Annotated in this window: 30 protein-coding genes; 29 read left to right on the forward strand and 1 reads right to left on the reverse strand. The window is 70.9% G+C overall.

The features are described 5' to 3' along the window. Window positions 1-160 precede the first annotated feature (160 nt). From ACFSCU_RS17045 to ACFSCU_RS17145, 21 genes are all read left to right on the forward strand, one after another. On the forward strand, window positions 161-433 hold the full coding sequence (locus tag ACFSCU_RS17045; RefSeq protein WP_180549387.1) for a hypothetical protein: 273 nt from the start codon (window positions 161-163) through the stop codon (window positions 431-433). Window positions 434-446: 13 nt separating this feature from the next. Then, window positions 447-998 (forward strand): hypothetical protein, encoded by a 552-nt coding sequence (locus ACFSCU_RS17050; RefSeq protein ID WP_377561224.1) that lies wholly within the window; start codon window positions 447-449, stop codon window positions 996-998. Further along, window positions 995-1,198 (forward strand): hypothetical protein, encoded by a 204-nt coding sequence (locus ACFSCU_RS17055; RefSeq protein ID WP_377561225.1) that lies wholly within the window; start codon window positions 995-997, stop codon window positions 1,196-1,198. Before ACFSCU_RS17050 ends, ACFSCU_RS17055 begins: the two co-directional genes overlap by 4 nt. Beyond that, complete coding sequence (locus ACFSCU_RS17060; RefSeq protein ID WP_180549389.1) at window positions 1,195-1,422, forward strand: hypothetical protein; 228 nt, start codon at window positions 1,195-1,197, stop codon at window positions 1,420-1,422. The genes ACFSCU_RS17055 and ACFSCU_RS17060 overlap by 4 nt, the downstream gene beginning before the upstream one ends. Next, entirely contained in the window at window positions 1,404-2,339 is a 936-nt protein-coding gene (locus ACFSCU_RS17065) for a recombination-associated protein RdgC (RefSeq protein ID WP_377561226.1), read from the forward strand. Before ACFSCU_RS17060 ends, ACFSCU_RS17065 begins: the two co-directional genes overlap by 19 nt. Then, complete coding sequence (locus ACFSCU_RS17070; RefSeq protein WP_180549390.1) at window positions 2,339-2,572, forward strand: hypothetical protein; 234 nt, start codon at window positions 2,339-2,341, stop codon at window positions 2,570-2,572. The genes ACFSCU_RS17065 and ACFSCU_RS17070 overlap by 1 nt, the downstream gene beginning before the upstream one ends. Beyond that, on the forward strand, window positions 2,569-2,763 hold the full coding sequence (locus tag ACFSCU_RS17075) for a hypothetical protein (RefSeq protein WP_180549391.1): 195 nt from the start codon (window positions 2,569-2,571) through the stop codon (window positions 2,761-2,763). Before ACFSCU_RS17070 ends, ACFSCU_RS17075 begins: the two co-directional genes overlap by 4 nt. A gap of 68 nt (window positions 2,764-2,831) precedes the next feature. After that, window positions 2,832-3,290, forward strand: coding sequence for a hypothetical protein (locus ACFSCU_RS17080; protein WP_180549392.1), 459 nt, complete (start codon window positions 2,832-2,834; stop codon window positions 3,288-3,290). Then, the gene (locus ACFSCU_RS17085) at window positions 3,287-3,718 is read left to right on the forward strand and encodes a phage protein GemA/Gp16 family protein (RefSeq protein ID WP_180549393.1); all 432 of its coding nucleotides are present in this window, start codon (window positions 3,287-3,289) and stop codon (window positions 3,716-3,718) included. The genes ACFSCU_RS17080 and ACFSCU_RS17085 overlap by 4 nt, the downstream gene beginning before the upstream one ends. Continuing rightward, a complete protein-coding gene (locus ACFSCU_RS17090) occupies window positions 3,718-4,173 on the forward strand; it encodes a Mor transcription activator family protein (RefSeq protein ID WP_377561227.1) in 456 nt (151 codons plus the stop codon). Before ACFSCU_RS17085 ends, ACFSCU_RS17090 begins: the two co-directional genes overlap by 1 nt. 47 nt (window positions 4,174-4,220) lie before the next feature. After that, a complete protein-coding gene (locus tag ACFSCU_RS17095) occupies window positions 4,221-5,360 on the forward strand; it encodes a phage protease (RefSeq protein WP_377561228.1) in 1,140 nt (379 codons plus the stop codon). 30 nt (window positions 5,361-5,390) lie between these two features. Next, complete coding sequence (locus ACFSCU_RS17100; RefSeq protein WP_180549396.1) at window positions 5,391-5,816, forward strand: hypothetical protein; 426 nt, start codon at window positions 5,391-5,393, stop codon at window positions 5,814-5,816. Between the two features lie 64 nt (window positions 5,817-5,880). Further along, window positions 5,881-6,789: a Mu-like prophage major head subunit gpT family protein gene (locus ACFSCU_RS17105; RefSeq protein WP_180549397.1), complete on the forward strand. Its 909-nt coding sequence runs from the start codon at window positions 5,881-5,883 to the stop codon at window positions 6,787-6,789. A 103-nt stretch (window positions 6,790-6,892) separates the two neighbouring features. Next, entirely contained in the window at window positions 6,893-7,405 is a 513-nt protein-coding gene (locus ACFSCU_RS17110) for a DUF1320 domain-containing protein (RefSeq protein ID WP_180549398.1), read from the forward strand. Between the two features lie 5 nt (window positions 7,406-7,410). Then, window positions 7,411-7,884, forward strand: coding sequence for a phage tail terminator protein (locus ACFSCU_RS17115; protein ID WP_180549399.1), 474 nt, complete (start codon window positions 7,411-7,413; stop codon window positions 7,882-7,884). Window positions 7,885-7,890: 6 nt separating this feature from the next. Next, window positions 7,891-8,220 (forward strand): hypothetical protein, encoded by a 330-nt coding sequence (locus ACFSCU_RS17120; RefSeq protein ID WP_377561229.1) that lies wholly within the window; start codon window positions 7,891-7,893, stop codon window positions 8,218-8,220. Window positions 8,221-8,230: 10 nt separating this feature from the next. Further along, entirely contained in the window at window positions 8,231-8,470 is a 240-nt protein-coding gene (locus tag ACFSCU_RS17125) for a hypothetical protein (protein WP_377561230.1), read from the forward strand. Window positions 8,471-8,481: 11 nt separating this feature from the next. Continuing rightward, the gene (locus ACFSCU_RS17130) at window positions 8,482-9,003 is read left to right on the forward strand and encodes a hypothetical protein (protein WP_180549401.1); all 522 of its coding nucleotides are present in this window, start codon (window positions 8,482-8,484) and stop codon (window positions 9,001-9,003) included. A 4-nt stretch (window positions 9,004-9,007) separates the two neighbouring features. Next, window positions 9,008-10,048 carry a discoidin domain-containing protein gene (locus tag ACFSCU_RS17135; protein ID WP_180549402.1) on the forward strand — a complete coding sequence of 347 codons (1,041 nt, stop codon included), beginning with the start codon at window positions 9,008-9,010 and terminating at the stop codon, window positions 10,046-10,048. A gap of 37 nt (window positions 10,049-10,085) precedes the next feature. Further along, a complete protein-coding gene (locus tag ACFSCU_RS17140; protein ID WP_377561231.1) occupies window positions 10,086-10,268 on the forward strand; it encodes a DUF7210 family protein in 183 nt (60 codons plus the stop codon). A gap of 62 nt (window positions 10,269-10,330) precedes the next feature. Continuing rightward, entirely contained in the window at window positions 10,331-11,146 is an 816-nt protein-coding gene (locus ACFSCU_RS17145; RefSeq protein ID WP_180549403.1) for a phage tail tube protein, read from the forward strand. Between the two features lie 93 nt (window positions 11,147-11,239). Here ACFSCU_RS17145 and ACFSCU_RS17150 read toward each other — a convergent pair whose 3' ends face one another. After that, on the reverse strand, window positions 11,240-11,374 hold the full coding sequence (locus ACFSCU_RS17150; protein ID WP_377561232.1) for a hypothetical protein: 135 nt from the start codon (window positions 11,372-11,374) through the stop codon (window positions 11,240-11,242). A 40-nt stretch (window positions 11,375-11,414) separates the two neighbouring features. On the opposite strand from ACFSCU_RS17150, the gene ACFSCU_RS17155 reads away from it, so the two are divergent. The 8 genes from ACFSCU_RS17155 to ACFSCU_RS17190 all read left to right on the forward strand — a co-directional run bounded on the left by ACFSCU_RS17155 (window position 11,415) and on the right by ACFSCU_RS17190 (window position 24,020). After that, on the forward strand, window positions 11,415-14,558 hold the full coding sequence (locus ACFSCU_RS17155; RefSeq protein WP_377561233.1) for a tape measure protein: 3,144 nt from the start codon (window positions 11,415-11,417) through the stop codon (window positions 14,556-14,558). A gap of 166 nt (window positions 14,559-14,724) precedes the next feature. Next, window positions 14,725-17,823, forward strand: a complete 3,099-nt coding sequence (locus ACFSCU_RS17160) for a hypothetical protein (protein ID WP_180549407.1) — start codon at window positions 14,725-14,727, stop codon at window positions 17,821-17,823. After that, window positions 17,816-19,447, forward strand: a complete 1,632-nt coding sequence (locus ACFSCU_RS17165) for a hypothetical protein (protein WP_377561234.1) — start codon at window positions 17,816-17,818, stop codon at window positions 19,445-19,447. The genes ACFSCU_RS17160 and ACFSCU_RS17165 overlap by 8 nt, the downstream gene beginning before the upstream one ends. Further along, complete coding sequence (locus tag ACFSCU_RS17170; protein WP_377561235.1) at window positions 19,444-20,085, forward strand: hypothetical protein; 642 nt, start codon at window positions 19,444-19,446, stop codon at window positions 20,083-20,085. The genes ACFSCU_RS17165 and ACFSCU_RS17170 overlap by 4 nt, the downstream gene beginning before the upstream one ends. 170 nt (window positions 20,086-20,255) lie before the next feature. Beyond that, entirely contained in the window at window positions 20,256-21,020 is a 765-nt protein-coding gene (locus ACFSCU_RS17175; RefSeq protein ID WP_180549410.1) for a DNA adenine methylase, read from the forward strand. 95 nt (window positions 21,021-21,115) lie between these two features. Next, entirely contained in the window at window positions 21,116-21,472 is a 357-nt protein-coding gene (locus tag ACFSCU_RS17180; protein WP_377561236.1) for a hypothetical protein, read from the forward strand. 156 nt (window positions 21,473-21,628) lie between these two features. Beyond that, complete coding sequence (locus ACFSCU_RS17185; protein WP_180549411.1) at window positions 21,629-22,270, forward strand: response regulator transcription factor; 642 nt, start codon at window positions 21,629-21,631, stop codon at window positions 22,268-22,270. 37 nt (window positions 22,271-22,307) lie between these two features. Continuing rightward, window positions 22,308-24,020, forward strand: a complete 1,713-nt coding sequence (locus tag ACFSCU_RS17190; protein WP_180549412.1) for an ATP-binding response regulator — start codon at window positions 22,308-22,310, stop codon at window positions 24,018-24,020. The last annotated feature ends 81 nt before the right edge of the window (window positions 24,021-24,101 follow it).

Below are 24,101 nucleotides of genomic sequence, written 5' to 3' on the forward strand. Positions count from 1 at the left end.
CCGCCACGCTGCGCGCGCCGCCGGCCCCGCCCGCGCGGCGCGGCCCGGTCACGCCGCCCGCCTACCGCGCCGCGCCCCAGCCCTACGTGCCGCCGCCCGCGCCGCCGCTGCGGCCCGGCGCGCTCGACTTTCTTGCCCACCCCAGCCACGGAGCCTGCCGATGAGCACTACCGCCACCACCCCCGCGCCCGCGCCCGATCCCGAATCGCGCGCCTTCGTCGACCTGGCGCACCAGCTGCTGGCCGTGCTGCGCGCCGACGCGCCCGACGCCGCCACCGCGCTCGACGCGCTGATCCACACCTACGTCGCCATCGTGCGCACGCACCCGCAGCTCGGCCACCTGGCGCAGCGCAGCCTGGTCAGCGCCTCGCGCGCGCTGCTGGCCAGCCACGGCGCGCCGCCCACGCTGCCGCCATCCACCGCCTTCCATTGACCGGAGACCCGCCATGACCACCACCCCACTCGACACCATGCGCAAGCAGGCGGCCAGCTACGCCGCCGCGCGCGACAAGCTGGCCGCCCTGGTGCAGGCCATGAAAGACGAGATCTCCACCGTCGAGCGCGGCGCCATGCCCGACATCCTGCGCGCCGCGCGCAAGATCGCCGCGCTGCACAACGACCTGGCCGCCGACATAGCGGCGCACCCCGAATGCTTCGCGCGCCCGCGCACCATCGTCGTCGATGGCTTGAAATTCGGCCTCCAGAAACAGCGCGGCAAGATGACGTGGGACAGCGATGAGCAGCTGGTCGCGCGCATCGACAAGCTGGCCGCCGAAGGCGCGCTGACACACGAGCAGGCCGTGATGCTGGTGGTCAACCAGCCCCGCCCCGTGGCCGCCGCCCTTGAACAGCTCGACGGCAAGCTGCTCAAGCGCCTGGGCGTCACGGTGACGGCAGACACCGACGCGCCGCTGATCAAGAGCGTGGACGGCGACGTCGAAAAGACCGTCAGCGCCATCGTCAAGCAGGCCGTCAAGGGCGCGGAGGTGGCGGCGTGAACAAGGCCAATGTGATCAAGGCGCTGAGCGACAAGGCTGCCGAGCACGCTACCTGGGCTTCGCTCCGTGATGACGAGGCTGAGAGCCGTACGGATGTGGTCGAGAAGCGCAACCAGCACGACATCGCCGAAGAGCACCGGCAGCAGCAAGGCGAGCTGCTCGCCACCGTCAATCACCTCAATGGCGTGAGCCCCGAATGAGACGCGCAGGCCCCATCGCCCGCGCCCAGGCCACCCAGGGCCTGCGCCTGGCCCGTAACGCGCCCGGCTGCGGCCAGTGCGCCCACGCCGAACCGCGCCAGCCCGCCGGCGCCTACAACGACCTCTGGCGCCTGCACTGCAGCGTCGGCGGCTTCGGCGTGGGCGCCGCCACCACGTGCAACCGATTCACCGTGAAGGAAAAGCCATGTTCAAGCAAGCCATGATCTATCGCCTGGGCAGCTGGCCCGCCAGCGCCGCCGAGCTGGAGAGCGCGCTCGCCGCCGAGCCATTTGCGGAGTGCGGCGCCACGCAGCAGAGGTCCACCGGCTGGGTGCCGCCGCGCGGCGACGAGCACGGCGCGCTGGTCGAAACCGTGGACGGGCAATGGATCGCCCGCTTCGCCATCGAGACCAAGGCCGTGCCCGGCGATGCCGTGCGCCGCAAGGTGGAAGAAGCGGTACAGCACATCGAGAAGACCACCGGCCGCAAGCCCGGCAAGAAGGAGTTGCGTGACCTGCGCGACGACGCGCTGATCTCGCTGCTGCCGCAAGCCTTCCCGCGCCGCAGCACCGTCACGGTGTGGATCGAGCCCACGCAGCGCTGGCTGGTGATGGACGTGGGCGCGCAGGGCAAGGCCGACGAGGTCATCACCAGCCTGGTGCGCGTGGCCGGCAAGGGCTTCGGCGTGGGCCTGCTGCAGACCGCCACCTCGCCGCAGGCCGCCATGGCCGCCTGGCTGGCCGACGCCGAAGGCGACGCCCTGCCCCACGCCTTCAACATCGAACGCGAGTGCGAGCTGATGGGCGGCGGCGAAGAGCCGGCCGTCGTCAAGTTCGGCCGCCACCCGTTGCAGATCGAGGAAGTGCGCCAGCACATCGCAGAGGGGAAGCTGCCCACGCGCCTGGCGCTGAGCTGGGCAGGCCGCATCGGCTTCACGCTGACGCAGCGGCTGCAGCTGCTGAAGATCGCCTTCCAGGAGGGTGTGTTGGACACCCGCCAAGATGCGCCCACAGAGGACCGCTTCGACGCCGATGTGGCTCTGATCACCGGGGAGCTGTCCAGTCTCATTGACGACCTGGTGGAGGCGCTCGGTGGCGAGTCCGACGCGGCGGCCGTGACCGACCAGGCGCAGGTGGCGTGATGCCCCGCCTTCTGCAAGTCAACACCGCCGGCGCGTGGAAGCACGTGCAGACCATTCGCAGCGGCCAGCCCGACAGCGCCAGCGATCTGGCGAACGCCAAGGCCGCCGTGGTGCTGCTGGCCGTCACCACCGACGAGCAAGTGAGCTGGCGCATCGTTGATCGCCGCCCCGGCGCCGAGGACGAGGTGATTGCACGGTGGGATCGCAAGAGCGGATGGAGGTCGCGGTCATGAGCAGCAAGCGCCGCATCCGCCGCAACCAGTGCGGCCGCAAGGTGCGCCACGCCGACGAGGCCGCCGCGCGCCGCGCCATCTGGAAACTGGCCCAGGCCTACGGCGGTGCGCTGGGCTACATGGCCGCCTACCGCTGCCCGCACTGCAGCGGCTGGCACATCGGCCACGCCAACGCGAGGAGCAAGATGTGATGACGCAGTTTGGTCGTCCAGCCGATCTGGCGCCGGGTCATGGCGCTGGCGGTGCGTCAGGAAACGATTTGCACAGGGGTAGGCGCGCCGATTGGGCGCCGGGTGCGGCCGATGTACGTCCGGCGGCGCGAACGTGCCTGAACGGCCCGCAATCCGAAGCCGCCGCGCCGCCCGATCTGCTGGCCTGGCTGCGCGCGCAATCGGTCGCCGACGCTGCGCAGGCGCTGGGGCTGTCGCGGCGCACGGTCTACCGGCTGCAGGGCGGCTACTGGCCGGCCGATGCGCGCAAGGTCGCGACGGCCTGGGCCGCCTACCGCGGCCGCACCGGCCGCGTGGAATCGTCCTGGTTCCTGCGCCGCGTGCGCGCCGGCGGCGTCGTGCTGCACGCCGGCCGGTCGTGGTCGGGCGTGGGCCTGCAGCAGCACGTGGGCGAGCTGGTGGCCGTGGCGCGCATGCCCGACGGCGCGTTGCTGGCGCAAACGCTGGAGCTGCCCGCGCAGCGCCTGCCGCTGGAGGCGCTGCCGTGACCGCCAACCACATCGCCGCCATCCATGTGCTCAAGGCCAGGCTGCGCTTGACGGACGAGGACTACCGCGCGCTGCTCAATCACCTCACCGGCCACACCAGCAGCAAGGACTGCACGCCCGCGCAGCAGCGGCAGGTGCGCGACCACCTGCAGGGGCTGGCTGAAGCAGCGGGTGTGGCCAGCCCGCAGCGCCGCGCCGGGTTCGAGGCCCGCTACCTGGTCGCCAGCCCGCGCGAGCGCAAGGTGTGGGCGATCTGGCTGGACATGGCGCGCCGCGGCCTGGTGCACAACAAAAGCGCGCAGGCGCTGGATGCCTTCGTGCAGCGGCAGACCGGCGTGTCGGCGCTGCGCTGGTGCAGCGCCGCGCAGCTCGACGCCGTGATCGAGGCGCTCAAGCTGTGGCAAAAGCGCGGGGTGGAGGTTCGGTGATGTCCAGCGCGCGCCACATGTCTCCCGCCGAGGTCGCCGTGATGGACGCGCTGCTGCCCGAGCGCCTGGCCGGCAGCTCGCGCGAGCTGGCGCAGTGCCTGTTCGAGGCCCTGGTGCTGGCCGACGAGCGCGCGGGCTGCGCCGCCCCGGCCGGTGACTGGGCGGCGCAGCTGCAGGCCTGGGCGCAGCAGGTGCAGGGCCAGCTGCGCCACGTGTCCGACCGGCTGGGCGGGTTCAACTTCTACCTGGCCAAGAATCCGGGCTTCGACATGGACGCGCGCGACCGGGCCATGTGGGACGAGTTCCGCGGCGACTACCGCGCCATGGCGCAAAAGTACGGCATCACCGAGATGCGCGCGCGCCAGATCATCGACGCCGCCCGGCGCGAGGAGCTGGCCCGCCGGCAGGGCCGGCTGGACCTGGACGGCAACGCCCCCGGCGACGATCAAAACTAAAGCGCTTTAGTTCGCCCGGCGCACCCCCTCGCGCGACGATGCCGCCCATGGCATCGAAAGCGCCCATCACCCGCAAATCCCGGCCCGCTGCAGGCGCGGTGGCCGTGGCCGCCTGCCTGTTCGACGCCGCGGGCCTGCAGGAGGCCGGCGCCGCGCCGGCGGGCCGCGTGCTGATGCAGATCACCCCGGCGGGCGACTTTGGCCCCAGCGACGGCCGCGCGCTCGACGTGCCGGCCTGGCGCGTGGATGCCGCCATTGCCGCGCGCGTCATCGCCGCGCACAACCCGGCGCAGCCGCTGGTGATCGACTACGAGCACCAGACGCTGCACGCCGAGTCCAACGGCCGGCCGGCGCCGGCCGCGGGCTGGATCCACGCGCTGCGCTGGATCGACGGGCGCGGCCTGTTCGCCGAGGCCGAGCTGACGCCGCGCGCGCGCCAGCAGGTGCAGGACGGCGAGTACCGCTACTTCAGCCCCGTCATTCAGTACGACCCCGCCAGCGGCGCGCTGCAGCGCGTGCTGATGGGCGCGCTCACCAACAACCCCGCCATCCACGGCATGCAGGCCATCGACCTGACGGCCGCGGCCACGGCCCGTTTCAACCCGACCCACCCACAGGAGACCGATGTGACCCTGCTCCAGAAACTGCTGGCCGCCCTGGGCCTGCCCGCCGACACCACCGAAGAAGCGGCCCTGGCCGCCTGCGCCGCGCGCCGTGCCCAGGCCGATGCCGCGCTCACGGGCCTCAAGCTGCAGGCCGATGCCAACGCCGACGCCATCGTTGCCGCCTGCAATGCAACGGCGGCCGTCATCGCCACGCCCGCCACGCCCGACCCGGCCAAGTTCGTGCCCATCGAGGCCCTGCAGGAGATGCAGGCCAGCATGGCCACGCTGAGCGCCAAGGTGCAGGTGCGCGAGGTCGATGACCTGGTGGCACCCGCCCTGGCCGATGGCCGCCTGCTGCCCGCGCAGGAGGTGTGGGCGCGCGACCTGGGCAAGGCCAACATCGCCGCCCTCAAGCAGTACCTGGCCAGCGCGCAGCCCATTGCCGCGCTGGCCGGCACCCAGACCGCTGGCCAGGCGCCCGCCGGTCTTGACCAGCACGGCCTGAGCGCCGACGAACGCGCCGTGGCCGCCGCCTGCGGCCTGACCCCCGAGCAGTTCGCCACCGGCCGCGCCGCGGCCTGACGCAACGCCTTTGCACCAGGAGCAACACCCATGACCGCCTTGACTCAAGACCGCCCCACGCCCGAGCGCGACGGCCGCCGCGTGAGCGATCCGCTGGCCGCCGCCGCCGTGATCTACGCCGGCGCCCTGTATGTGCTGGACAGCGCGGGCGCCGCTGCCGCGGCCACCGCCGCCGCCGCCACGCCGGTGCGCGCCGTGGCCACGGCACGCGCCAGCGCCGCCGCGGGCGACTCGCGCGTGGAAGGCGTCCTGGGCGTGTTCCGCTTCGACAACGGCAGCGGCGCTGCCGAGCTGACGCGCGCCGACATCGGCGCCGCCGCCTACGTGGTGGACGACCAGACCGTGGGTGCCACCGGTACCTGCGTGGCCGGCCCGGTGTTCGACGTCGATGACGCCGGCGTGTGGGTGCATGTCGGCGCCGCCGTGGCGCCTGCCGCGGCCCCGCCGGCGGGCTGACGCGCGCCCCCCCCGACATCGATCACCTCTTCAAGCCGACGCCCCCTCATTTCAGGAGCCCTTCATGCTCATCAACAACGCCAACCTCAAGACGCTGTTCGTCGCGTTCAACGCCGCCTTCAAGGCCGGGCTCGGCCAGGCCGCCAGCCAGTACGGCCAGATCGCCACCACCGTGCCCAGCACCACCGGCGCCGAGGAATACGGCTGGCTCGGCCAGCTGCCCGGCCTGCGCGAATGGCTGGGCGACCGCGTGGTGCACGCCATCGGCAACCACGGCTACACCATCAAGAACCGGCCCTTCGAGCTGACCGTGGGCGTGCCGCGCACCGCCATCGAGGACGACACCTACGGCGTCTACACCCCGCTCATGACCGAGATGGGCCGCGCGGTGGAGGCGCACCCCGACCAACTGGTGTTCGGCATGCTCAAGAGCGGCCACAGCGGGCTGTGCTACGACGGCCAGCCCTTCTTCAGCGCCACGCACCCGGTGCTGAACGACAAGGGCAAGCCCGTCGCCCAGAGCAACGCCACCGGCAACGGCACGGGCGACGTGTGGTACCTGCTGGACACGCGCCGCGCCCTCAAGCCGCTGATCTACCAGACCCGCAAGGCGCCCAACTTCGTGGCGCTCACGGCCGAGACCGACGACAACGTGTTCAACCGCAGCCAATACGTGTACGGCGTGGACGCGCGGCGCAACGCCGGCTACGGCTTCTGGCAGCTGGCGCATGCCAGCAACGCCACGCTGAACGCCGAGAACCTGACCGCCGCCATCACCGCCATGGAAACCCGCACCGGCGACCACGGCCGCCCGCTGGGCATCAGCCCCAACCTGCTGGTGGTGCCCAAGAAGCTGCGCTTCGACGCCAAGAAGCTGCTCGAGGCCGACCTGGTGCCCAACGCCGCCGGCACCGCGACCGAGTCCAACCCCGTGAAAAACGTGGTGGACCTGCTGGTCGCCGACTGGCTGTAACCGACACCTCCAGAGCCGTGCGGCGACTGCGCCGCGTCTGCGGCCGGGGGCGGATAGGCCGACCCAAGCGAACGCCCCGGCAACCCAATTTTTTGCAAAGGCCATGCCCTACATCACTCATGCCGAACTCGCTGAAAACCCCGGAGCGCTGGAGCTCTCCGAGGTGGCCAGCGACGAGCACGCCCAGCCAGTCGCGGCCGGCCTGCTCGACGCGCTGCTGCGCGGGCAGGACGTGGGCGCCTGGCCGGCCGACGACGTGGCCGCCGCGCAGCGCGCCGTGGCCCGCATCGACGCCGCCGTGGCCGATGCCGACGCCGTGATCGACGGCTACCTGGCCAAGCGCGGCTACGCGCTGCCGCTGCAGCCCGTGCACCGCCTGGTCACCGCCTGGTGCCGCGCCATCGCGCGCTACCACCTGCACAAGAACCGACTCGCGCCCGACGGCAAGGACCCCATCGAGCGCGCCTGGCGCGATGCGCTGCGCCTGCTGCAGCAAGTGGCCGACGGCAAGTTCGCGCTGGGCGCCGGCGACCCGGTGGCCGTGCACAAGCTCGACGCGCGCTTCGACAGCGCGCCGCTGGTCTTCGGCCGCAAGCAGCTGCGCGCCTGGAGGTAGCGGGCATGAGCTTTGCGCCCTTCGACACCTCGCTCATCGTTGAGCGCCTGGTCACTCAGCTGCCCGCGCTGCACTTCGTTGGCGGCGCGGCCGACTACGCCGCGGTGAAAGAGCTGCGCGGCTTTCGCACGCCCAGCGCCTATGTGATCTTTGCCGAGGAGAACAACACCGGCAAGGTGCCCACCAGCATCGGCGTGTGCGCGCAGGAATCGCTGGTCGAGTTCGGCGTGGTGCTGGCCCTGCGCAACTGGCGCGAGGCGCGTGGCGAGCAGATGCAGGCCGACATGCGCCAGCTCATCGGCCAGGTGCGCGCCGTGCTCATCGGCCACAAGCCCGCCGCCGCCGGCGCCCGCGTCATCGGCTGGCAATCCGGCAAGGTGCTCGACTACGACGCCAGCGTGCTGCTATTTGCCGACGTGTACCAGATGCACCATGTGATGCACCGCGACGAGGTGGCCCCATGCCCGCCGCGAGCCTGACGCGCCATGAGCAGCGAGCCGGCCCTCACCCTCAAGCGCGGCGGCACGTTGCGCCTGCACTGCCAGCTGCAAAGCGGCGGCGCCGGCGTGCCGGTGGCCGGCTGGCAGATCGACTGCTGGTTGCGCGATGCCGCTGGGCGCCGCGTGGCGGCACTGGCCGTCACGCCGACCGACGTGGCGAGCGGCCGCTACGAGCTGGGGGCCGAGCCGGCGGACACCGCCGGCTGGCCCGCCGGCCTGCTGTCGGGCGACATCCGCTACCAGGACAGCAGCGGCCGCGTCATGCACACCTGCACCTTCACGCTGGCACTGCTCGACGCGGTGACCACCCCCTGAGAGTCCGCCCATGAGCACCACCGTCATCGAGCCCGCCTGCCAGCTAGTGACCACCGTCACCCACCAGGGCCACAGCGTCGGCATCACCGTCGTCGGCGTGCCCGGCCCGGCCGTGCCTGGCACGGGCGGCGGCGCCGGCATCAGTGCCGACCCCGGCAACCGCGCCATCGCCGGCACCGACGGCGGCGTGTACGTGCGCGACGACCTCGTGCCCGATCCCTTTGCGTACTACATCCTGGCCAAGGCCTGAAAGGAACCACCATGACTCTTGAACAACGCCTCATCGCCCTGGCCCAGGCCATGGGCGCCGACGTGAAGGCCCTGCTGCAGGCGCAGGGCAGCCTGTCGGCGCTCAGCACCACGGCCAAGAACAACCTGGTCGCCGCCATCAACGAGCTGAAGACCGCCCTGGACAACGCTGGCACCGGCGGCGTGGCCATTGACGATGCCGCCGGCGACGGCGCCACCACCGTCACCTGGTCGGCCGACAAGATCCACGACACCATCGAGGCCGCCAAGACTTTGGTGAAGGACGAGCTGACCGATGGCGCGGCCGCGGCGCTCGACACCCTGGCCGAATTGGCCGCTGCGCTGAACGACGACCCCAACTTCGCCGCCACCATCGCCGGCGAGATCGCCAACCGCGTGCGCTTCGACGCCGCACAGGTGCTGACCGAGCCGCAGCAGGCCCAGGCCCGCAGCAACATCGGCGCCCAAAGCGCCGCCGCCATCGGCAACCCGGATCACGACCTGGTGGCCGATTACACCGACGCAAAGGCCTGAAGTCATGAGCTTGCAACAGCGTTTGACCGCACTGGCTCAGGCTGTGGGCGGCGATGTCAAGTCGCTGCTTGCCGCCCAGGGTTCGCTGCAGGCGTTGACCACCTCGGCTAAGAGCAACTTGGTGGCGGCGGTCAACGAACTCAAAAGCGCGGTCGATGCGGCCGGTGGCGGCGCGTCAGACGAGCTGCTGCACGGCCCCGCCATCGTGTCGCAAAAGCTGCTGGAAGGCCCAGTCGCATTTAACAACTGGATCGCGGTGTCGGGCAACCTGGTCATCTTTCGGCAACTGCTTGACTCGCTCGCCGGGCTGACCTATCTGGTCAACAACAGCGTTGCCATGCAGTCGCTGGCCGGCAACGCAACGGCCATGGGCGAGGTGGCTGCCAGCGCGTCGGCGATGGCCGCGATGGCCGCGAGCCAGACCTCCATGAATGCACTTGTGGCCCATGCGACCGCGCGCACTGCCGTGGCCAGCAGCGCGGTCGCCGTGGCGGCATTGGCTGCCAGCCCGGTCGCCATGCACACGTTGGTCAACAACCAACCGATGCTCAGCGCATTGGTCTCGAGCGCGCATTGGGGCTTGTTCGAGGCCAGCACGGTGCTCCCTGTGTTTGGGGGCTCGCTCGCCATGGTGGCCGACGCGGCGCCTGGCTTCGCCACGACCTCGGCATCGAGCGTCTATGCGGCCGGCTTTGAGGCCTTTCGCGCGTTTGACGGCGTCGCCGCATCCCGCTGGGCCGCGGCCGGTGTAGCGGCCTCTGGAGCTTGGCTGCGGGTGTCGTTCGTGCAGCCTCGGTTTGTGCACACGCTGCGCGTGGTGCCCAATGCCAATGATGTGTACACCGCATGGCGGCTGGACTACAGCGACGACGCGGCCAACTGGTCGCCGGCTTACAGCGCAGCGTCCTACACCGCGCAGGCGGGTGTTGCCACAACCCATCCGGTGGCGGTGGCCGGGCGCCACCGGCATTGGCGCTTCTTCGTTGTCACCAGCTCGACCGGTTTTGCCGCGACGCGCGAGCTGGAACTCGACGGCTGGCTCTGAGCCCACAACCACCTTTCAAACCGTACAGGAGGTCTCCATGGAAAAAACCAAGCACATCGAACTCGTCAAACCCCACCGCCACGCCGGCCGCGACTACCAGCCGGGCGCGCGGCTCACGCTGCCGGCGCACAAGGCCGACTGGCTGATCGGCGTCGGCAGCGCGCGCGATGCGTCGCCGGTGCCAGCGCCGACGCCGGCCAAGCCAGGCGCAAAGGACTGAGCGAGGGCGCACGGCGCACCCTCCCTGCCACCCCCTGATTCAACCCAACGGAGCACACCCACATGCCAGCCAACGTTTCCACCCCGATCATCTGGAACGGCCAGGGGCCGGTCCACATCGGCACCTACGACCCGGTCAACGGCCGGGCCGAACAGGGCTTTCTGACCAACCTCTATTCCGTGGGCTGCGGCAACCGCACACTCACGGCCACGCCCTCGCGCGAGACCACCACGCTCAACGAGAGCTGCTCCGGCCAGCGCCTGACGCTGAAGGAAATGGAGACCAGCAAGAGCCTGCAGGTCAGCCTGTCGATGGTGCAGTTCGACAGCCGCACGCTGGCGCAGGCCTTCTTCGGCGAGGCCGTGCTCAAGGAGGGCGGCACTGTGACCGAGGAGGTGCTGGCCAGGCTGGCGCCGGGCGACTACTTCTTCCTGAAGCACCCGCGCGTGTCCAGCGTGGTGATCGAGGACAGCACCGCCGGCACGCCCATCACCTACGTGGAGGGCACGCACTACCTGATCGACGACGCCGACCACGGCCGCTGCCGCCTGATCGCCCACCCGGGCGCGCCCGATCCCGAGCACGTCGAGCCGCTGAAGGTCGACTATGAGTACGCCGGCTTCATCAACATCGCGGCCTTCAGCAAGACCAATGTCGAGAAGGGCATCGTTTTCAGCGGCATCAACGGCGACGGCCAGAAGGTGCGCGTGATCATTCCGCGCATCAGCCTGGCGATGAACGGCGACTTCGGCTGGATCACCGACGAGGCCAGCGAGCTGACGCTCGGCGGCCAGGCGCTGTACGTGCCGGATCTGCAGACCGACCCGATGTACGGCCCCTTCATGCGCATCGACACGATGCCGGACCTGCCGGCCTGACGGTGATGTGGCCTGGCGACAGGCCGCGCGCGCCCATGAAAAAACCGCGCCGGGCGTTTGTGCCGGGCGCGGTTTTTGTTTGGGGGCGTGGGGTCAGTGGCGCGGGCCAAGCAGGCGCCAGCAGATGCCGGCCCAGGGCGCGGCCAGCGCCACGCCCAGCGCCAACACCGCTGGCAGCACCAGGCCGTAACCCAGCAGCACGAAGGCGAGCAGCGCAAAGAAAGCCATGAAGCGAAGCATGGCTGGATGTTAAAGCGAGAGGAGCACCATGGCAACCGATCTGAAGGCCAAGCTGGTTGTTGAGGCGCAAGCCACTGGCCAGCAAGAGCTGGCCGGCATGGCCGCCGACGTCAAGAACCTGGCGGGCGAGAGCGAGCGCAGCGCGCAGAAGCAGACCACCTCGCACCGCCGCATCGCCGATGGGGTCAAGTCCATCAGCGCGGAACTGGCGCTGGTGCGCAACGCGTACATCGGCCTGCAGGGCCTGATGGGCGTGGTGCACTCGGTGCGCGGGCTCACCGCCACGGCCGACGCCGTGAGCAACCTGCAGGCGCGCATCAAGCTGGTGACCGGCGAAGGTCAGCTGTTCGAGGAGATGTGGGAGCGCGTGGCGCAGACGGCGCAGCGCACCAACAGCGACCTGGGCGCCACGGGCGACCTGTTCAGCCGCATCGCCGCCGTCGGCAAGGATGCCGGCCTGAGTGCGCAGCAGGCTGCCGAACAAAGCCTGGCCATCACCGAGTCGATCAACCAGGCGGTGCAGCTGTCGGGCGCCTCGGCCGAGGCCAGCCAGGCGGCGGTCACCCAGCTGATCCAGGGCCTGCAGTCGGGGGTGCTGCGGGGTGACGAGTTCAACTCGGTGATGGAGCAGGCGCCGCGCCTGGCCCGCGCGCTGGCCGACGGCCTGAAGGTCACCACCGGCGAGCTGCGAGCCATGTCGCAGGCCGGCAAGCTGAGCGCAGACACCGTGATCCGGGCGCTGCAGTCCCAGGCGGATGTGCTGGAGCAGGAGTTCGGCACGCTGCCGCAGACCATCGGCCGCTCGATGGAGAACCTGGCCACGTCCTGGTCGCTGTTCGTCAGCCAGGCCGACCAGGCCAGTGGGGCATCGCAGAAGATCGCCAGCGCCATCGACCTGCTGGCCGACAACCTGGACACCGTGGCCACCGTGGCCTGGCGCGCCGGCCAGGTGATGCTGGCCATGGTGGCCATCAAGACGGTCAAGACGGTCTATGAGTTCGGCGTGGCGGCGCTGAGCAGCGCGCGGGCGCTGGATGCGGTGGCGGCCTCGGGCGCGCGTGCGGGCGCAGCCATCAACGTGGCGTCGGCCGCTCAGCAGCGTTTTGCCCACATTGCGCGCAGCCTGGGCTACGCCACCATTGCCGACCAGGTGTTGCGCATCTCCATGGCCTACATGGAGCTGCGCCAACAACAGCAGCAGCAGGCGCAGCTGACCGATGCGCTGGCCGAGAAGGATGCGCGCGCGGCCCGGCGTTTGAGCGAGATTTCGCAGGCCACCGGCGTGCTGGTGCGCAGCATGGAAGAGTTGAATGCCGCGCAGGCATCCGGCGCCCTGGTGTTCAGCGAAGCCGAAGGGCGCTGGATGTCGGCTGCCCAGGCGCAGCAGCAGCTGGGCCTGGCGGCCGAGAACACCGCCGACCGGCTGGCTGGCCTGAACGCCGCTGCCGCCGTGGAGCAGTTCCACGCCATCGTCGAGGAAAGCGGCAAGGCGGAGGAGGCGCTGAAGAAGCTGGTCGAGGGCCTGCGCTTCGACGACGCCACCAGCGTGGCCGGCTTCACGCGTGCGCTGGAGGCGCTGCGCAATGGCGGCACGCTCACTGCCCAGCAGGTGGGCGACGCCTGGCAGCAGGCACTGGCCAAGCTGGACGCGGGCCAGATCGACCGCGTGCGCACCCAGCTGGAGGCCGCGGCCGCGCAGGGGGTCATCAGCGCGCAGCAGCTGGCACAGGTCAATGACCAGATCCTCACGGCGTCTTTCGCGCGGCTGGGCGTGAACTCGGCGCAGGCGCTGGGGCAAATCAGCAAGGGCGCGCAGGACGCCATCGGCTCGGTGGCGCTGGTGATGGAGACCCTCGACGCGGCCGGCGCGCAGTCCGAAGAGGCGGCGCGCGCCATCGAGCTGGCGTTTGCCGCTGCCGTGCCCAAGGCCGACAGCCTGGAGGCTGTGGCGGCGCTGGAGCAGCAGCTTGCGGCTGTGGGCGAGTCCGGCAAGATCGGTGCGGCGGGCGTGCAGCGTGTGCAGGAGGCGCTGGACCGCCAGCGCGCCGCCATCCACGACCAGCTGCCCGGCATCCAGAGCCTGGGCGAGGCCCTGCGCCAGCTGGGCGTGAAGCCGCAGGCCGAGCTGAACGCGATGGCGCACAGCGCGCGCACCGCGTTCGACATGGTGAAGGCCTCCGGCAGCGCCACCGCGCGTGAGCTCAATGACGCCTGGCGCGTGATGGCCGAGGCGCAGATCGCCGCCAACAACGGCGTGGCCGATGCGGCGCTGGTGGCGCAAGCCAAGCAGCACGGCTTCGTGATCCAGGCCGACGAGGCCGGCAAGGCGGTGGTGGTCAGCATGGCCGATGCCATCGCGGCGATGCGGCAGTTCGGCGGCGCCGCCGAGCGCGCGGGCATGCAGGCGCGTGGCGCGGGCGAAGAGGCGGCCGAAGGCGCTGACGCCGCGCGCGAGGCGCACGAGCAGGCCGCACAGGCCATCGAGTTCACCTGGCTGTCGGCCCGCACACAGGCCAGCCGCTATGCCGACGAGGCGGCGCGCCACGCCGAGACGATGGTGGGCACGCTGCAAAAGTACCTGGGCACCGGCATGAGCTGGAACCAGTACATCGGTGCCTGGAACAGCTATTACGGCGACCTGCGCCGGATGGCCGAGGAGTATGCGGCGGCGCTGGAGGGCATCGACGCGCGCCAGCAGGCGCTGGAGCGGCGCAACAGCGGCGCGGCCAAGGGCGTGGACGACTTGCGCATGCGCCTGCTGGAGCTGAGCGGCAGCGAAGAGGAGATTGCCCAGGCGCGTGCGGCGCGCGACCGTGCCGAGGTGGAGCGCCAGATCCAGCTGGCGCAGCTGGAGGCCGAGCGCGCCAGCGTGCGCGGCGACCATGGGGCGGCGCAGCGCTTTGCCGAAGAGGTGGCCTTGCTGCAGGAGCAGCTGAGCCTGCTGGGGCAGATCGAGCGCGCCGAGAAGCGCCAGCGCAAGGAGCGCAGCCAGAGCGGTGGCGCGGGCGGTGGTGGCGGCAGCGGCTCGTCGGGCAGCAGCGGCGGCAAGGGTGGTGGCATGGCGGCGCCCAACGTCAACATCACCCTCAACGCGAACGGCGTGAACGACCCGGCGCGACTGGCCCGCATGATCGAGCCCGAGCTGAAGCGGCTGGGGCGCCTGGCGCGCTGACCTTGCATGACGAATGACCGCGCCTGGCGGCGCATGACAAATGACAAAGCGCCATTGGTCATTGAAGCGCAGCGAAGTCATTCGTCATTCGTCATGCGGCGCAGCCGCGGTCATTAGTAAAGCGTTTTAGTTGGCGACGGGCGCGGCGGGCCGGCACCATGCCCGCATGCCTTCCGTGCAGCGCTTCCTCTCCGGCCGCCACAACCTCGCGCGCACCGCCGCGCTGGTGGCCAGCAGCGTGCGCGCCAGCCGCGCCATCGAGCGCGTGCACGCGCAGCGCACGGGCGGTGGCCGGGTGCGCCTGGCGGGCGACTACATTGGCCACGAGGCCGCCGACGTGCAGGTGCGCATCAGCGCCACCGGCGGCGTGCCGCGCGCCAGCGTGCCGCAGTTCGTGGGTGTGGGCAATGGCGGCCTGCAGGTGCTGGCGGTGGATGCCGCCGCGCCGCTGCAGGGCATCACGCTGACCCTGGCCGACCTGGGCGTGGCCACCGCGCACGCGCTGCTGGACGTGCGCGAGGTGCAACTGCGGGCCCGCGCGCCAGGTGCGGTGGGCAACAGCATTCGTGTTTCGGTCGAGCCCCGCCTGGTGCGCACGCCCACCGCCTGGGCGCTGCTGGCCGACTGGCCGGCCGGCACGGCGGTGCAGACCGGCCCGCAGTGGGACTTTGGCGGCCTGCCGCTGAACGCGCAGCAAGAGCTGGACGCCGCCAGCCCGCGCATCCAGTTCGGCAGCGACCCGCAGGTGTACCGGCCGTGGCGCCGCTTCAAGGACGGCGCCTGGCAGTTCGGCCTGTCGCCGGCGCTGGAGCGCAACGTGCCGGCCGGCACGCCGGTGCTGGCGGTGACGGGCGGCTACGTGGTCACCGTGACGGACGGCGTGGCCAGCGAGACCTTTGGCGACGTGGACGCGGCGCAGCCGGCCATCGAGAGTTTTCACGACCTGCTGCTGGCGCTGGCCGATTCCGCCCTGGTGGAAGTGGCCGGCGTGGTGGCGGCCGACCGCACGGTGGGCGGGCAGGCCGCCATCGACGTGCCGCTGCGCACCCAGGCCTGGCTGCTGGCGCTGGGCGGCAAGGTGGCGCTGGCCGGCGTGGCCGTGCCGCCCGGCGCGCCCACGCAGGCGGTGACGCTGCGCTGCATCAACGACGACGTGGTGGGCGCCGAGCGCTGGAGCGTGGCCGGTGATGTGTCGGGCACGCTGCCGGTGGCCACCACGGGCGTGCCCTATGCCAGCGCGGCGGCGCTGTTCACCGTGCCGCGCATCGACCCGGCGGCGGCGGGCAGCGGGCGCTGGTCGTTCAAGTTCCGCCCGGCCGCGCGCGAAGCGGGCGAAGGCGTGCCGTCCATCTGCCTGCGGCCGTTCCGGCTGGGGCGCAACGCGGTGCCGCGCACCGTGACGTTCACCTACACCAAGCGGCCGCCGGCCGATTGCAAATGCAGCGACATGCCCACGCCCCGGCTGTCGTTGGCGTGTTTGGGGCTAACAGAGGAGGCTGCATTGATTGACGCCGAATACCAATCCCGGCTGGAGGCGCTGTACAAGTGGCGCAGCGACTTCACCGAGGGCAACAGCGGGCTGCCCAGCGTCGACGACGACATTCATGGCGTTGACGTCACGCTCGCCAACCGCGTGACCGCCGTGCTCGCGCAGGGGTTGACCGACCTGTTTGCGGCCCCGCCGGCCGTGGCCGCCGCGCTGACCGAGTGGGATGCTGCGCTGGTCGCGCTGAAAGCCGACCTGGCCAGCCTGGAGACGGCGACCGGCGTCGATGACGATCTCTACGAGAAGGCGCTGGTTCTCCGGGAAAACGGCAACCTGGCCATCAGGTACGTGGATCAGTACGCGGCCCGCTACGAGGCCCGCATGGACTACGTGCGCACCCTGGCGGGCATCGTCCCAAAATCTGAATCCAGCAGCAGTGATGCGGGCAGCTGCTGGACCGACCACGGCGGCACCCACTGGTGGGTCGACGCCGAGGGTTATTACCTGCCCGCATTCACCAACCAGGCCTACGTCAGCGCGCGGCGCGATACCGATACGGGCCGGGCTTACTCGACGCAGGAGTTCGGTTTCGGCCTGGTGGTGGCCTGCCCCGAGCGCCTGCGCGAGGGCGACGAGATCACGCTGCGGATCGAGGCGGTGGACGGCGAGCGGCCCTACCGTGTGGGTGATGAGGCCATCATCCAGACGATAGGCGCCGGCCCGGCCTGGCTGGCGGGCGGCGTGGACGGCACCGACGTGCAGACCTGGCGCGTGCTGGGCGGCGCCAGCGGCGCGCTGCCCGACTACGTGGTGCCCACCGATGGCGCGCCCGTGCCCGACTATGCGGCCGCCGGCATCACGCTGCGCATGGCGCCGGGCGGCATCCCATTCAGCCTGGGCGACACCTTCACGCTGGCGGTGGAAGCCGGGCAGTATCAGTGGCGGCAGGACGGTGGCGCCTGGTCGGCCGAGGCCGACATTCCAGCCGATGGGCAGGCGCTGCTGGCCGATGGGTTGACGGTGCACTTCGACGCTGGCGCCGCGCCCTCGTTCGTGCCGGGCGACGATTACGTGTTCCGCGTGCACCAGCCCTGGGCGACCAGCCACGTGCGCGATGCGCAGGCCAGCGCCTGGGGTTGGGACGGCAGCAACGCCACGCTGGAGATCGACCTGGGTGCCGTGCAGCCGCTGGGCGCGCTGGCGCTGGCGCGCTACACGCTGCCGGCGGGCGCCGTGCTGGCGTTCGAGCTGTCGGACGACGGCGCTGGCTGGACCGCGCCCGTGGCGCTGGACACCAGCGGCCCGGCCTGCGTGCACCTGCTCGACGCCGCCGCGCGCCACCTGCGGCTGACGGTGGCGGGCGCCGAGGGCGGCCACATCGGCTGGCTGTGGGTGGGCGTGCCGCTGGCCACCGACCACCACGCCAGCAGCTGCCAGCGCCGCCGCCGCTGGGCCGCGCGCCGCGGCGACGGCCCCAACGCGGCCAGCCTGTACAGCGGTGTGGGCGACGGCTGGAGTCTGGCGTGGGAGCCGGGCGATGCGCAGAGCAGCCGCCTGCTGGCGGCCGATGTGGCGCAGTTGGTGGGCCTGTTGGACTGGGCGCAGGCCCATGACGAGCCGCTGCTGTTCGTGCCGCACCACCAGCACCCGCAGGACGCGGCGCTGGTGCGCTTTGCCGCCGATGCGCTGGAGGTGACCGACCTGCACGCCTGGCAGCCCGACAGCGCGGGCGACCGCATCCTGTCGGCCGCGCTGGAGCTGGACCCGGTGTATGCGTGACGCCTGGCTGCAGATCGACGGCGGCGCCGATGGCGTGACGCTGAACCTGCTGCCAGCGGGCCAGGGCGTGGCGCCGCCGGCCGAGGGTTTGAGCCTGGCCTGTCTGGCGGGCCTGCCGCCCATCGAGCGGCCGCTGTCGGTGCCGGGCATCGAGGCCGCGCCCACCAGCAACATGGAGGTCGAGTTGGACAACGCCGACGGCGCACTGACGCGCCTGTGGGCTGACCGCCCGCCGGTGCGCCGCGCTGCGCGTGTGCGGGCCGGCGGCGGCGTGCTGTTTGCCGGCGTGGTGACCGGCGTGCAGCTGGGCGCCCGCGTGCGACTGAGCCTGGAGGCCGGCATGGACCGCCCGCTGTCGGACAACCTGCCGCTGCGCACCAGCGCGGTGTGGGGCGGCTGGCGCGAGCTGCGCGTGCTGCCCTGGGGCTGGGGCCAGGTGACGGTGGCACCGATCCAGTACAGCAGCGACCAGCGCGTGTTCGCGCTGCTGGACCACCCGATCCAGGGCGTGGACGAGGTGCGCCGCGACGACGTGGCCACGCCGGCCTATGACTGGCGCAACGGTGTGGACAGCACGGGCCGCGCCGTGTCGTTCATCGAGCTGGCGCAGCCGCTGGCCGAGGGCGAGCGCCTGGCCGTGACGCTGCGCGGGCGCATGCACCCGGACACCGGCCGCCTGCTGCAGACGCCGGCCGAAATCCTGCACGACGTGCTGGCCCACCTGGCCGGCGCGCCGGTGCAGTGGGCCGACTTTGACGACTACCGCACCGAGACCGCCGAGTGGGTGCTGGGCGGCCTGCTGGACGACAACACCGTGAGCGTGCGCGCCGCGGTGGACCAGCTGATGCAGTCGGCCGGCGGTGCCTGGTCGGCCGCCATGCCCGGCATTGCCCTGACCTGGCCACCGCTGCCCGACGACGCCGCGCCGGCCTTGCGCGTGGACCGCCTGGCCGCGCCCGAGCTGCAGGCGGCCACCGCCGCCACGGGCATCGTCACGGTGCTGCGCGTGTTGTACGACTACGACCACGCGGCCGGCCGCTACCGCCGCGCGGTGCAGCTGCGCGCGCCCGACGCGGTGCGCGAATACGGCGCGCTGGAGCAGGAGTGGCCCGCGCCCTGGCTGCGCACGCCGCGCCAGGCCGAGGCGCTGGGCCGGCGCATGCTGGCCTGGCTGGCGCGCCCGCGCTGGCGCCTGGGCTGGCGCCAGGACTGGGCCGATGTGGCCACGGGCAGCTGGGTACACATCGAGCACCCGCTGGCGCCCATTGCCGGCCGCCACCGCCTGCTGGCGGCGCGGCTGGACCTGTCAGGGGCCGAGCTGGAGGGCAGCATCGAAGCGCCCGTGGGGCCGGTGCCGGCCATCGAGACCACGCGCCTGTCCACCGCGTTCGAGCCGGTGATTCAGGCCGGCATCACGGTGGAGGTGGCCGGCAGCGAGATCATCTTCACGGCGCGCGACGAGCAGGGCAAGGCGCTGCCGGGCGCGCGCATCACGCTGAACGGCGGCGCCACCCGCATCGCCGACGCGGCCGGGCGCGTGTCCTTCCCCGTCGCGCGCGGGCGGCATGTGCTGCTGATCGAGGCCGACGGCTACCCGGCGAGCGAGGCGGTGGTGGTGGTATGAGCGAGCGGCGTCGCTTCTTCCCGGCCACGCCGGTGCAGCGGGTGCCGGGGCGCACGGTGGAGCTGGAGATGCAGCTGCGGCCGGAGGCGCCGGTGCTGGCGCCGGCCGCGCCGCCGCCCCTGCCACCTGCAGTTGGTGTGCCGGCGGCCACCTGGCTGCCAGGGCGCTTCACGGCCATGTGGCAGAACGAGGACCCGCCCGAAATCAGCGCCGAGGCGGATGGCCGTACCCGCATCCACTTCTGGGGGGGGTACCAGACCTGGTGGGTGGGTGAGCCCATGCTGGTAGATGGCGTGCCGGCACCGCTGCCAACCCCGGCGTGGCGCTGCGTGCAGGTGGACATGGAGCCCGGCTGGGGCGAGTCCGCGCTGTACGGCGTGCTGTGGGATGCCCCCGCGGGGGCGCAGTGGGTGCTGGCGTGGAACTCGCCCGCCGATCCCGCGCCCGACTTGCCGCTGCTGCAAGGCTGGCAGGTCAGCAGCCTGGGCGACCGTGCCCGCGTCGATCAGGCGCTGGTGACGGTGGCGTTCCTGGCGGACGGCGGCAACAGCGGCGAGGCGCAACTGGTGGCCCGCGCCATGCTGGGCGATACCGTGCTGGGGGAACTGGTGTTGAACGTCACCCGGCAAGGATGGTGAGCCCATAGAAAAAAGACGGGCGACCGCCGATGGTGCTGAGAACACCGCCGACGGCCCCCTTCCTGCAGAGCAAGCTGCAAGTCAGGCGAAGACCCGCCACCTGTGCACAGGCGGAGCGAGCCTATCAGAGATCGGCCGGCCATTGCGGCTGGCGCAAAGGACTTGCACCCATGACAAAACCCATCATCCCCTGGATCGGCGGCAAACGTCGCCTGGCGCGGCACATCCTGCCGTTGTTCCCCGCGCACACCTGCTACGTCGAGCCGTTCTGCGGCGCGGCCGCCCTTTTCTTCAGCAAGCCGCCGGCCAAGGCCGAGGTGCTGAACGACATCAACGGCGAGCTGGTGAATCTGTACCGCGTGGTGCAGCACCACCTGGAGGAGTTCCTGCGCCAGTTCAAATGGGCGCTGACCAGCCGGCAAATCTTCAAGTGGCTGCAGGCCACCCCACCCGAGCCGCTGACCGACATCCAGCGCGCCGCGCGCTTCTTCTACCTGCAGAAGAACGCCTTCGGCGGCAAGGTGGCTGGCCAGACCTTCGGCGCCAGCGCCACCGCGCCGCCGCGGCTGAACCTGCTGCGGCTGGAGGAAGACCTGTCGGACGCCCACCTGCGGCTGGCTGGCGCCACCATCGAGCACCTCGACTGGGCCGAGTGCATCCGCCGCTACGACCGGCCCGCAACGCTGTTCTACTGCGATCCGCCGTACTGGGGCACGACGGGCTATGGCGTCGGGTTCGAGCTGGCCCAGTACGACCGCCTGGCCGAGCTGGCCAGGAGCATCCAGGGCAAGATGGTCATCAGCGTCAACGACATCCCCGAGATGCGCCAGGCCTTCGGCGGCCTGGCCATGGAGCGCGTCGAGATCACCTACGCCGTAGGCGGCAAGGGCCGGCCGGCCGGGCGATCGGGCGAGCTGGTCATCCGCAGCTGGTGAGTCGCGGAAAGCCGACAGACCGGCCGAAAGGGCTTGCTGGCGGGGCCGTTCAGAGCGTCAATCAGCTCATCCCGCCCCGCACCAAGGACCCCCCGATGACCGCCACCCAGACCCCCGCCACCCAGAACGAAGCCTGGGGCTTCTGGGGCACCATGGAGGAGCACGCCCCCGCCGCCTGGCCGCTGGCATTGCAGGCCATCTGCGCCGCCACCGCCCAGCCCCTGGACGACGCCCGCGCCTTCCTCGACAGCCGCCACGGCCGCCACTTCGCCGACAGCGTGCGCGACGCCCTGGCGCGGGGCCAGGCCCTGCCCAAGGCCATCGACACCGCCACCGCCCAATGGATGACCTGGGGCATCGGCCGCACCACCAGCCGCCAACACGGCATCCCCCGCGGCCTGCCCTACCTAACCGGCTTCGTGGCCCACTGCGGCATCGCCCAAGCAGCCTGATTCGCCCCCCAAAAACAGCCAAGCCACCCCAGCGGTGGCTTTTTTGTCGTCCTATCATTGCTGCCTGTGCAATTCCTTTGCCGCAGGCACAACGCTTTTGAGCAGCCAATATCGCGCTTCTCACCGCTCAAATATCGCGGCGCGCTTCATGCGGTGATGAACACCGAGCCGGCACCATCCCCCATCCTGTCGCCTGTCACACCGCTGCTGATCGCCGATGACCATCACCTGGTACGGGATGGATTGAAGTTGATGGTCATGGCCATGTTTCCCGATGCCTGCGTGCTGGAAGCCGCCAACGCAGAACAGATGATTCGACAGGTGCGGCGTTGCAACGGCGTCGCCCTGGCGATGGTCGACCTGAACATGCCGGGCATGGACAAGGGTGCCGCGCTGGGCTTGCTGGGCCACGAATTCCCGCGGCTGCGCCTCGTCGTGGTGTCGGCGCTGACCTCGCCGGACGTCATCCGCCGCGCGCTGGCATTGCCCGCGGTGCATGCGTTCGTGCCAAAGAGCGCGGGCGCATCGCATATGCGGGAAGCGATCGAAGCCGCGCTGCACAACCGCAAGCTGCCGTTTTCGCCTGCTCCCGATGCGGAGCCGCCACTGGATGCGGCGCTGACGCCGCGCATGCAGGAAATCCGGAGCCTGCTGCGTCAGGGCCTGTCGAACAAGAGCATTGCGCGGCAGCTCAATCTGTCCGAGGGCACGGTGAAGAACTACATGTCGGAGATCTTCCGCGCGCTGTCGGTCTCCAACCGCACCCAGGCCGCGCAATACGACACCGAGACAGCCTGAAAAGACGCTGCCCTGCGGGGCCGCGCCGCCCCACGCCATGAGCGCCATCGGCCTGCCGGAAATCCCCACTGGTCAGACGCAGCCGGTCAAGCTGTACCTGCTGATCCGCGCCTGCGAACTGCTGCTGGCACTGGTCTTCGTGCCAGTGCTGCCGTGGTGGCAACCCGCCTTGTGGTTCGCACTGGTGGCCAGCACCGGGACATGGGGCTTTCTGCGCGTGCGGCGCGCCGACTTCAAGCTGCTGGCGACGCGTGCGCGGCGCAACATCTACCGGCGTTATGTCTGGCAATCGGCGCTCGCGGTGGGCAGCGCCTGCTGGCTGCTCTATGTGCCGCGCAGCCACGGGCTGCAGGCGCTGCTGGGCATGTTTCTGGCACTGACGGCCTGCCTGGTGGCCATGTGGGGCGTGCGGGACATGCCGCGCACGGCCGTGGCGGTGAGCCTGATCCTGGGCCCGACGGTGCTGCGATGGATGGTCGACGGCGCGCTGGAGCGCCGTCCCATGGTCTTTCTGGTCGGGGTCTGCGGCGTGGTGCTGGGCGCCATGATCGTCTACACCGCCACGCTGCATGCCGAACGCATCGCCCGCGAATCGGTATTGCGTGAGCGGGCCGAGCGCGCCAGCGATGCGATGGCCGAGATGGGCCTGGCCAAGTCAAGATTCTTTGCTGCCGTCAGCCACGACCTGCGCCAGCCGGTGCACGCGATCGGCCTCTACCTCGAGCCGCTGTCGCGCGCGCTGGGCCCGGATACCCACTCGGAGATGCGCCGTGCGCTCAACGGCATCCGCCAGTCCTGGCATGCGCTAGACGATCTGCTGGCCCAGGTGCTTGACCTCACGCGCATGGACGCGGGCACGCTGCAAGCCAGCATTCATCCGGTTGGACTGGGGCCGCTGGTGCGCGCCGCGGTGCTGCAGCACAGCGCCATGGCAGAGCGCGCCGGCGTTCGCCTGGTGGCCGCGCTGCCTGACGATAAAGCGCCGTGCGTGTATGCCGACGAGATCATGCTGCGCCGGGTCTTGTCGAACCTGGTCGATAACGCGATCAAGTTCTCGCCCCGCGGCCGCTGCGTGCTGCTGGCTGTACGACCGGCATCCCAGGCGTGGCACCTCCAGGTGCGCGATGCGGGCCCCGGCATCCCGATCGAGCAGCAGGAAAGCGTGTTCCAGGAATTCATGCAACTGGACAATCAGGCGCGCGACCGCCAGCAGGGCCACGGCCTGGGCCTGGCGATCTCGCGCCGCTTCGCGCACCTCATGCTCGGCAGCCTGACGCTGCGTTCGGCGCCGGGGCGTGGCAGTTGCTTCACGCTGACGCTGCCGCTTGCAGCCCCGCCACGGCTGCAAGCGCACGAGCCCGATACAGGACCAAGCAGCGAACTGCCTGCCGACGGCCCATGGGCGCCTGCCCCACGCGACATCCTGCTGGTGGAAGACGACCCGCTGGTGGCCGACGCGATGTCGCAACTGCTGGGCAGCTGGGGACAAACCGTGCGCCACGTCGATACGGTGGCTGCGGCCTGGCGCGCACGCGCCTTCGGCCAGCTCGCGATCTGCGATGTGCGCCTGCCACATGGCGGCAACGGCTTGGAACTGGCGCTGGGTCTGCGCGCGCTGGGCAAGCAGGTGTTTCTCATCACGGGAGAAACCGACGCTGGCCTGCGCGCCGACGCACAGGCGGCCGGGCTGCCCTTGCTGACCAAGCCTGTCTCGGCCGCACAGATGATGGCCGCGCTGCAGGATACCTGACCAGTGGCTATATATTAAGGGTCTTAGGAAGCAAACGCTATCAAAGCGGATTGTTTCTGAGCAAGGATAGCAATGCTTGGT

The sequence above is a fragment of the Ottowia beijingensis genome, assembly GCF_042680925.1.
Taxonomy (GTDB): domain Bacteria; phylum Pseudomonadota; class Gammaproteobacteria; order Burkholderiales; family Burkholderiaceae_C; genus Ottowia; species Ottowia beijingensis.

Excerpts from the sequence above, each read along its gene's own strand:
- ACFSCU_RS17045 (WP_180549387.1), top strand. The coding sequence starts at position 161 with ATGAGCACTACCGCCACCACCCCCGCGCCCGCGCCCGATCCCGAATCG.
- ACFSCU_RS17050 (WP_377561224.1), top strand. The coding sequence starts at position 447 with ATGACCACCACCCCACTCGACACCATGCGCAAGCAGGCGGCCAGCTAC.
- ACFSCU_RS17060 (WP_180549389.1), top strand. The coding sequence starts at position 1,195 with ATGAGACGCGCAGGCCCCATCGCCCGCGCCCAGGCCACCCAGGGCCTG.
- ACFSCU_RS17065 (WP_377561226.1), top strand. The coding sequence starts at position 1,404 with ATGTTCAAGCAAGCCATGATCTATCGCCTGGGCAGCTGGCCCGCCAGC.
- ACFSCU_RS17070 (WP_180549390.1), top strand. The coding sequence starts at position 2,339 with ATGCCCCGCCTTCTGCAAGTCAACACCGCCGGCGCGTGGAAGCACGTG.
- ACFSCU_RS17075 (WP_180549391.1), top strand. The coding sequence starts at position 2,569 with ATGAGCAGCAAGCGCCGCATCCGCCGCAACCAGTGCGGCCGCAAGGTG.
- ACFSCU_RS17090 (WP_377561227.1), top strand. The coding sequence starts at position 3,718 with ATGTCCAGCGCGCGCCACATGTCTCCCGCCGAGGTCGCCGTGATGGAC.
- ACFSCU_RS17095 (WP_377561228.1), top strand. The coding sequence starts at position 4,221 with ATGGCATCGAAAGCGCCCATCACCCGCAAATCCCGGCCCGCTGCAGGC.
- ACFSCU_RS17100 (WP_180549396.1), top strand. The coding sequence starts at position 5,391 with ATGACCGCCTTGACTCAAGACCGCCCCACGCCCGAGCGCGACGGCCGC.
- ACFSCU_RS17105 (WP_180549397.1), top strand. The coding sequence starts at position 5,881 with ATGCTCATCAACAACGCCAACCTCAAGACGCTGTTCGTCGCGTTCAAC.
- ACFSCU_RS17110 (WP_180549398.1), top strand. The coding sequence starts at position 6,893 with ATGCCCTACATCACTCATGCCGAACTCGCTGAAAACCCCGGAGCGCTG.
- ACFSCU_RS17115 (WP_180549399.1), top strand. The coding sequence starts at position 7,411 with ATGAGCTTTGCGCCCTTCGACACCTCGCTCATCGTTGAGCGCCTGGTC.
- ACFSCU_RS17120 (WP_377561229.1), top strand. The coding sequence starts at position 7,891 with ATGAGCAGCGAGCCGGCCCTCACCCTCAAGCGCGGCGGCACGTTGCGC.
- ACFSCU_RS17125 (WP_377561230.1), top strand. The coding sequence starts at position 8,231 with ATGAGCACCACCGTCATCGAGCCCGCCTGCCAGCTAGTGACCACCGTC.
- ACFSCU_RS17130 (WP_180549401.1), top strand. The coding sequence starts at position 8,482 with ATGACTCTTGAACAACGCCTCATCGCCCTGGCCCAGGCCATGGGCGCC.
- ACFSCU_RS17135 (WP_180549402.1), top strand. The coding sequence starts at position 9,008 with ATGAGCTTGCAACAGCGTTTGACCGCACTGGCTCAGGCTGTGGGCGGC.
- ACFSCU_RS17140 (WP_377561231.1), top strand. The coding sequence starts at position 10,086 with ATGGAAAAAACCAAGCACATCGAACTCGTCAAACCCCACCGCCACGCC.
- ACFSCU_RS17145 (WP_180549403.1), top strand. The coding sequence starts at position 10,331 with ATGCCAGCCAACGTTTCCACCCCGATCATCTGGAACGGCCAGGGGCCG.
- ACFSCU_RS17150 (WP_377561232.1), bottom strand. The coding sequence starts at position 11,374 with ATGGCTTTCTTTGCGCTGCTCGCCTTCGTGCTGCTGGGTTACGGCCTG.
- ACFSCU_RS17155 (WP_377561233.1), top strand. The coding sequence starts at position 11,415 with ATGGCAACCGATCTGAAGGCCAAGCTGGTTGTTGAGGCGCAAGCCACT.
- ACFSCU_RS17160 (WP_180549407.1), top strand. The coding sequence starts at position 14,725 with ATGCCTTCCGTGCAGCGCTTCCTCTCCGGCCGCCACAACCTCGCGCGC.
- ACFSCU_RS17165 (WP_377561234.1), top strand. The coding sequence starts at position 17,816 with ATGCGTGACGCCTGGCTGCAGATCGACGGCGGCGCCGATGGCGTGACG.
- ACFSCU_RS17170 (WP_377561235.1), top strand. The coding sequence starts at position 19,444 with ATGAGCGAGCGGCGTCGCTTCTTCCCGGCCACGCCGGTGCAGCGGGTG.
- ACFSCU_RS17175 (WP_180549410.1), top strand. The coding sequence starts at position 20,256 with ATGACAAAACCCATCATCCCCTGGATCGGCGGCAAACGTCGCCTGGCG.
- ACFSCU_RS17180 (WP_377561236.1), top strand. The coding sequence starts at position 21,116 with ATGACCGCCACCCAGACCCCCGCCACCCAGAACGAAGCCTGGGGCTTC.
- ACFSCU_RS17185 (WP_180549411.1), top strand. The coding sequence starts at position 21,629 with ATGAACACCGAGCCGGCACCATCCCCCATCCTGTCGCCTGTCACACCG.
- ACFSCU_RS17190 (WP_180549412.1), top strand. The coding sequence starts at position 22,308 with ATGAGCGCCATCGGCCTGCCGGAAATCCCCACTGGTCAGACGCAGCCG.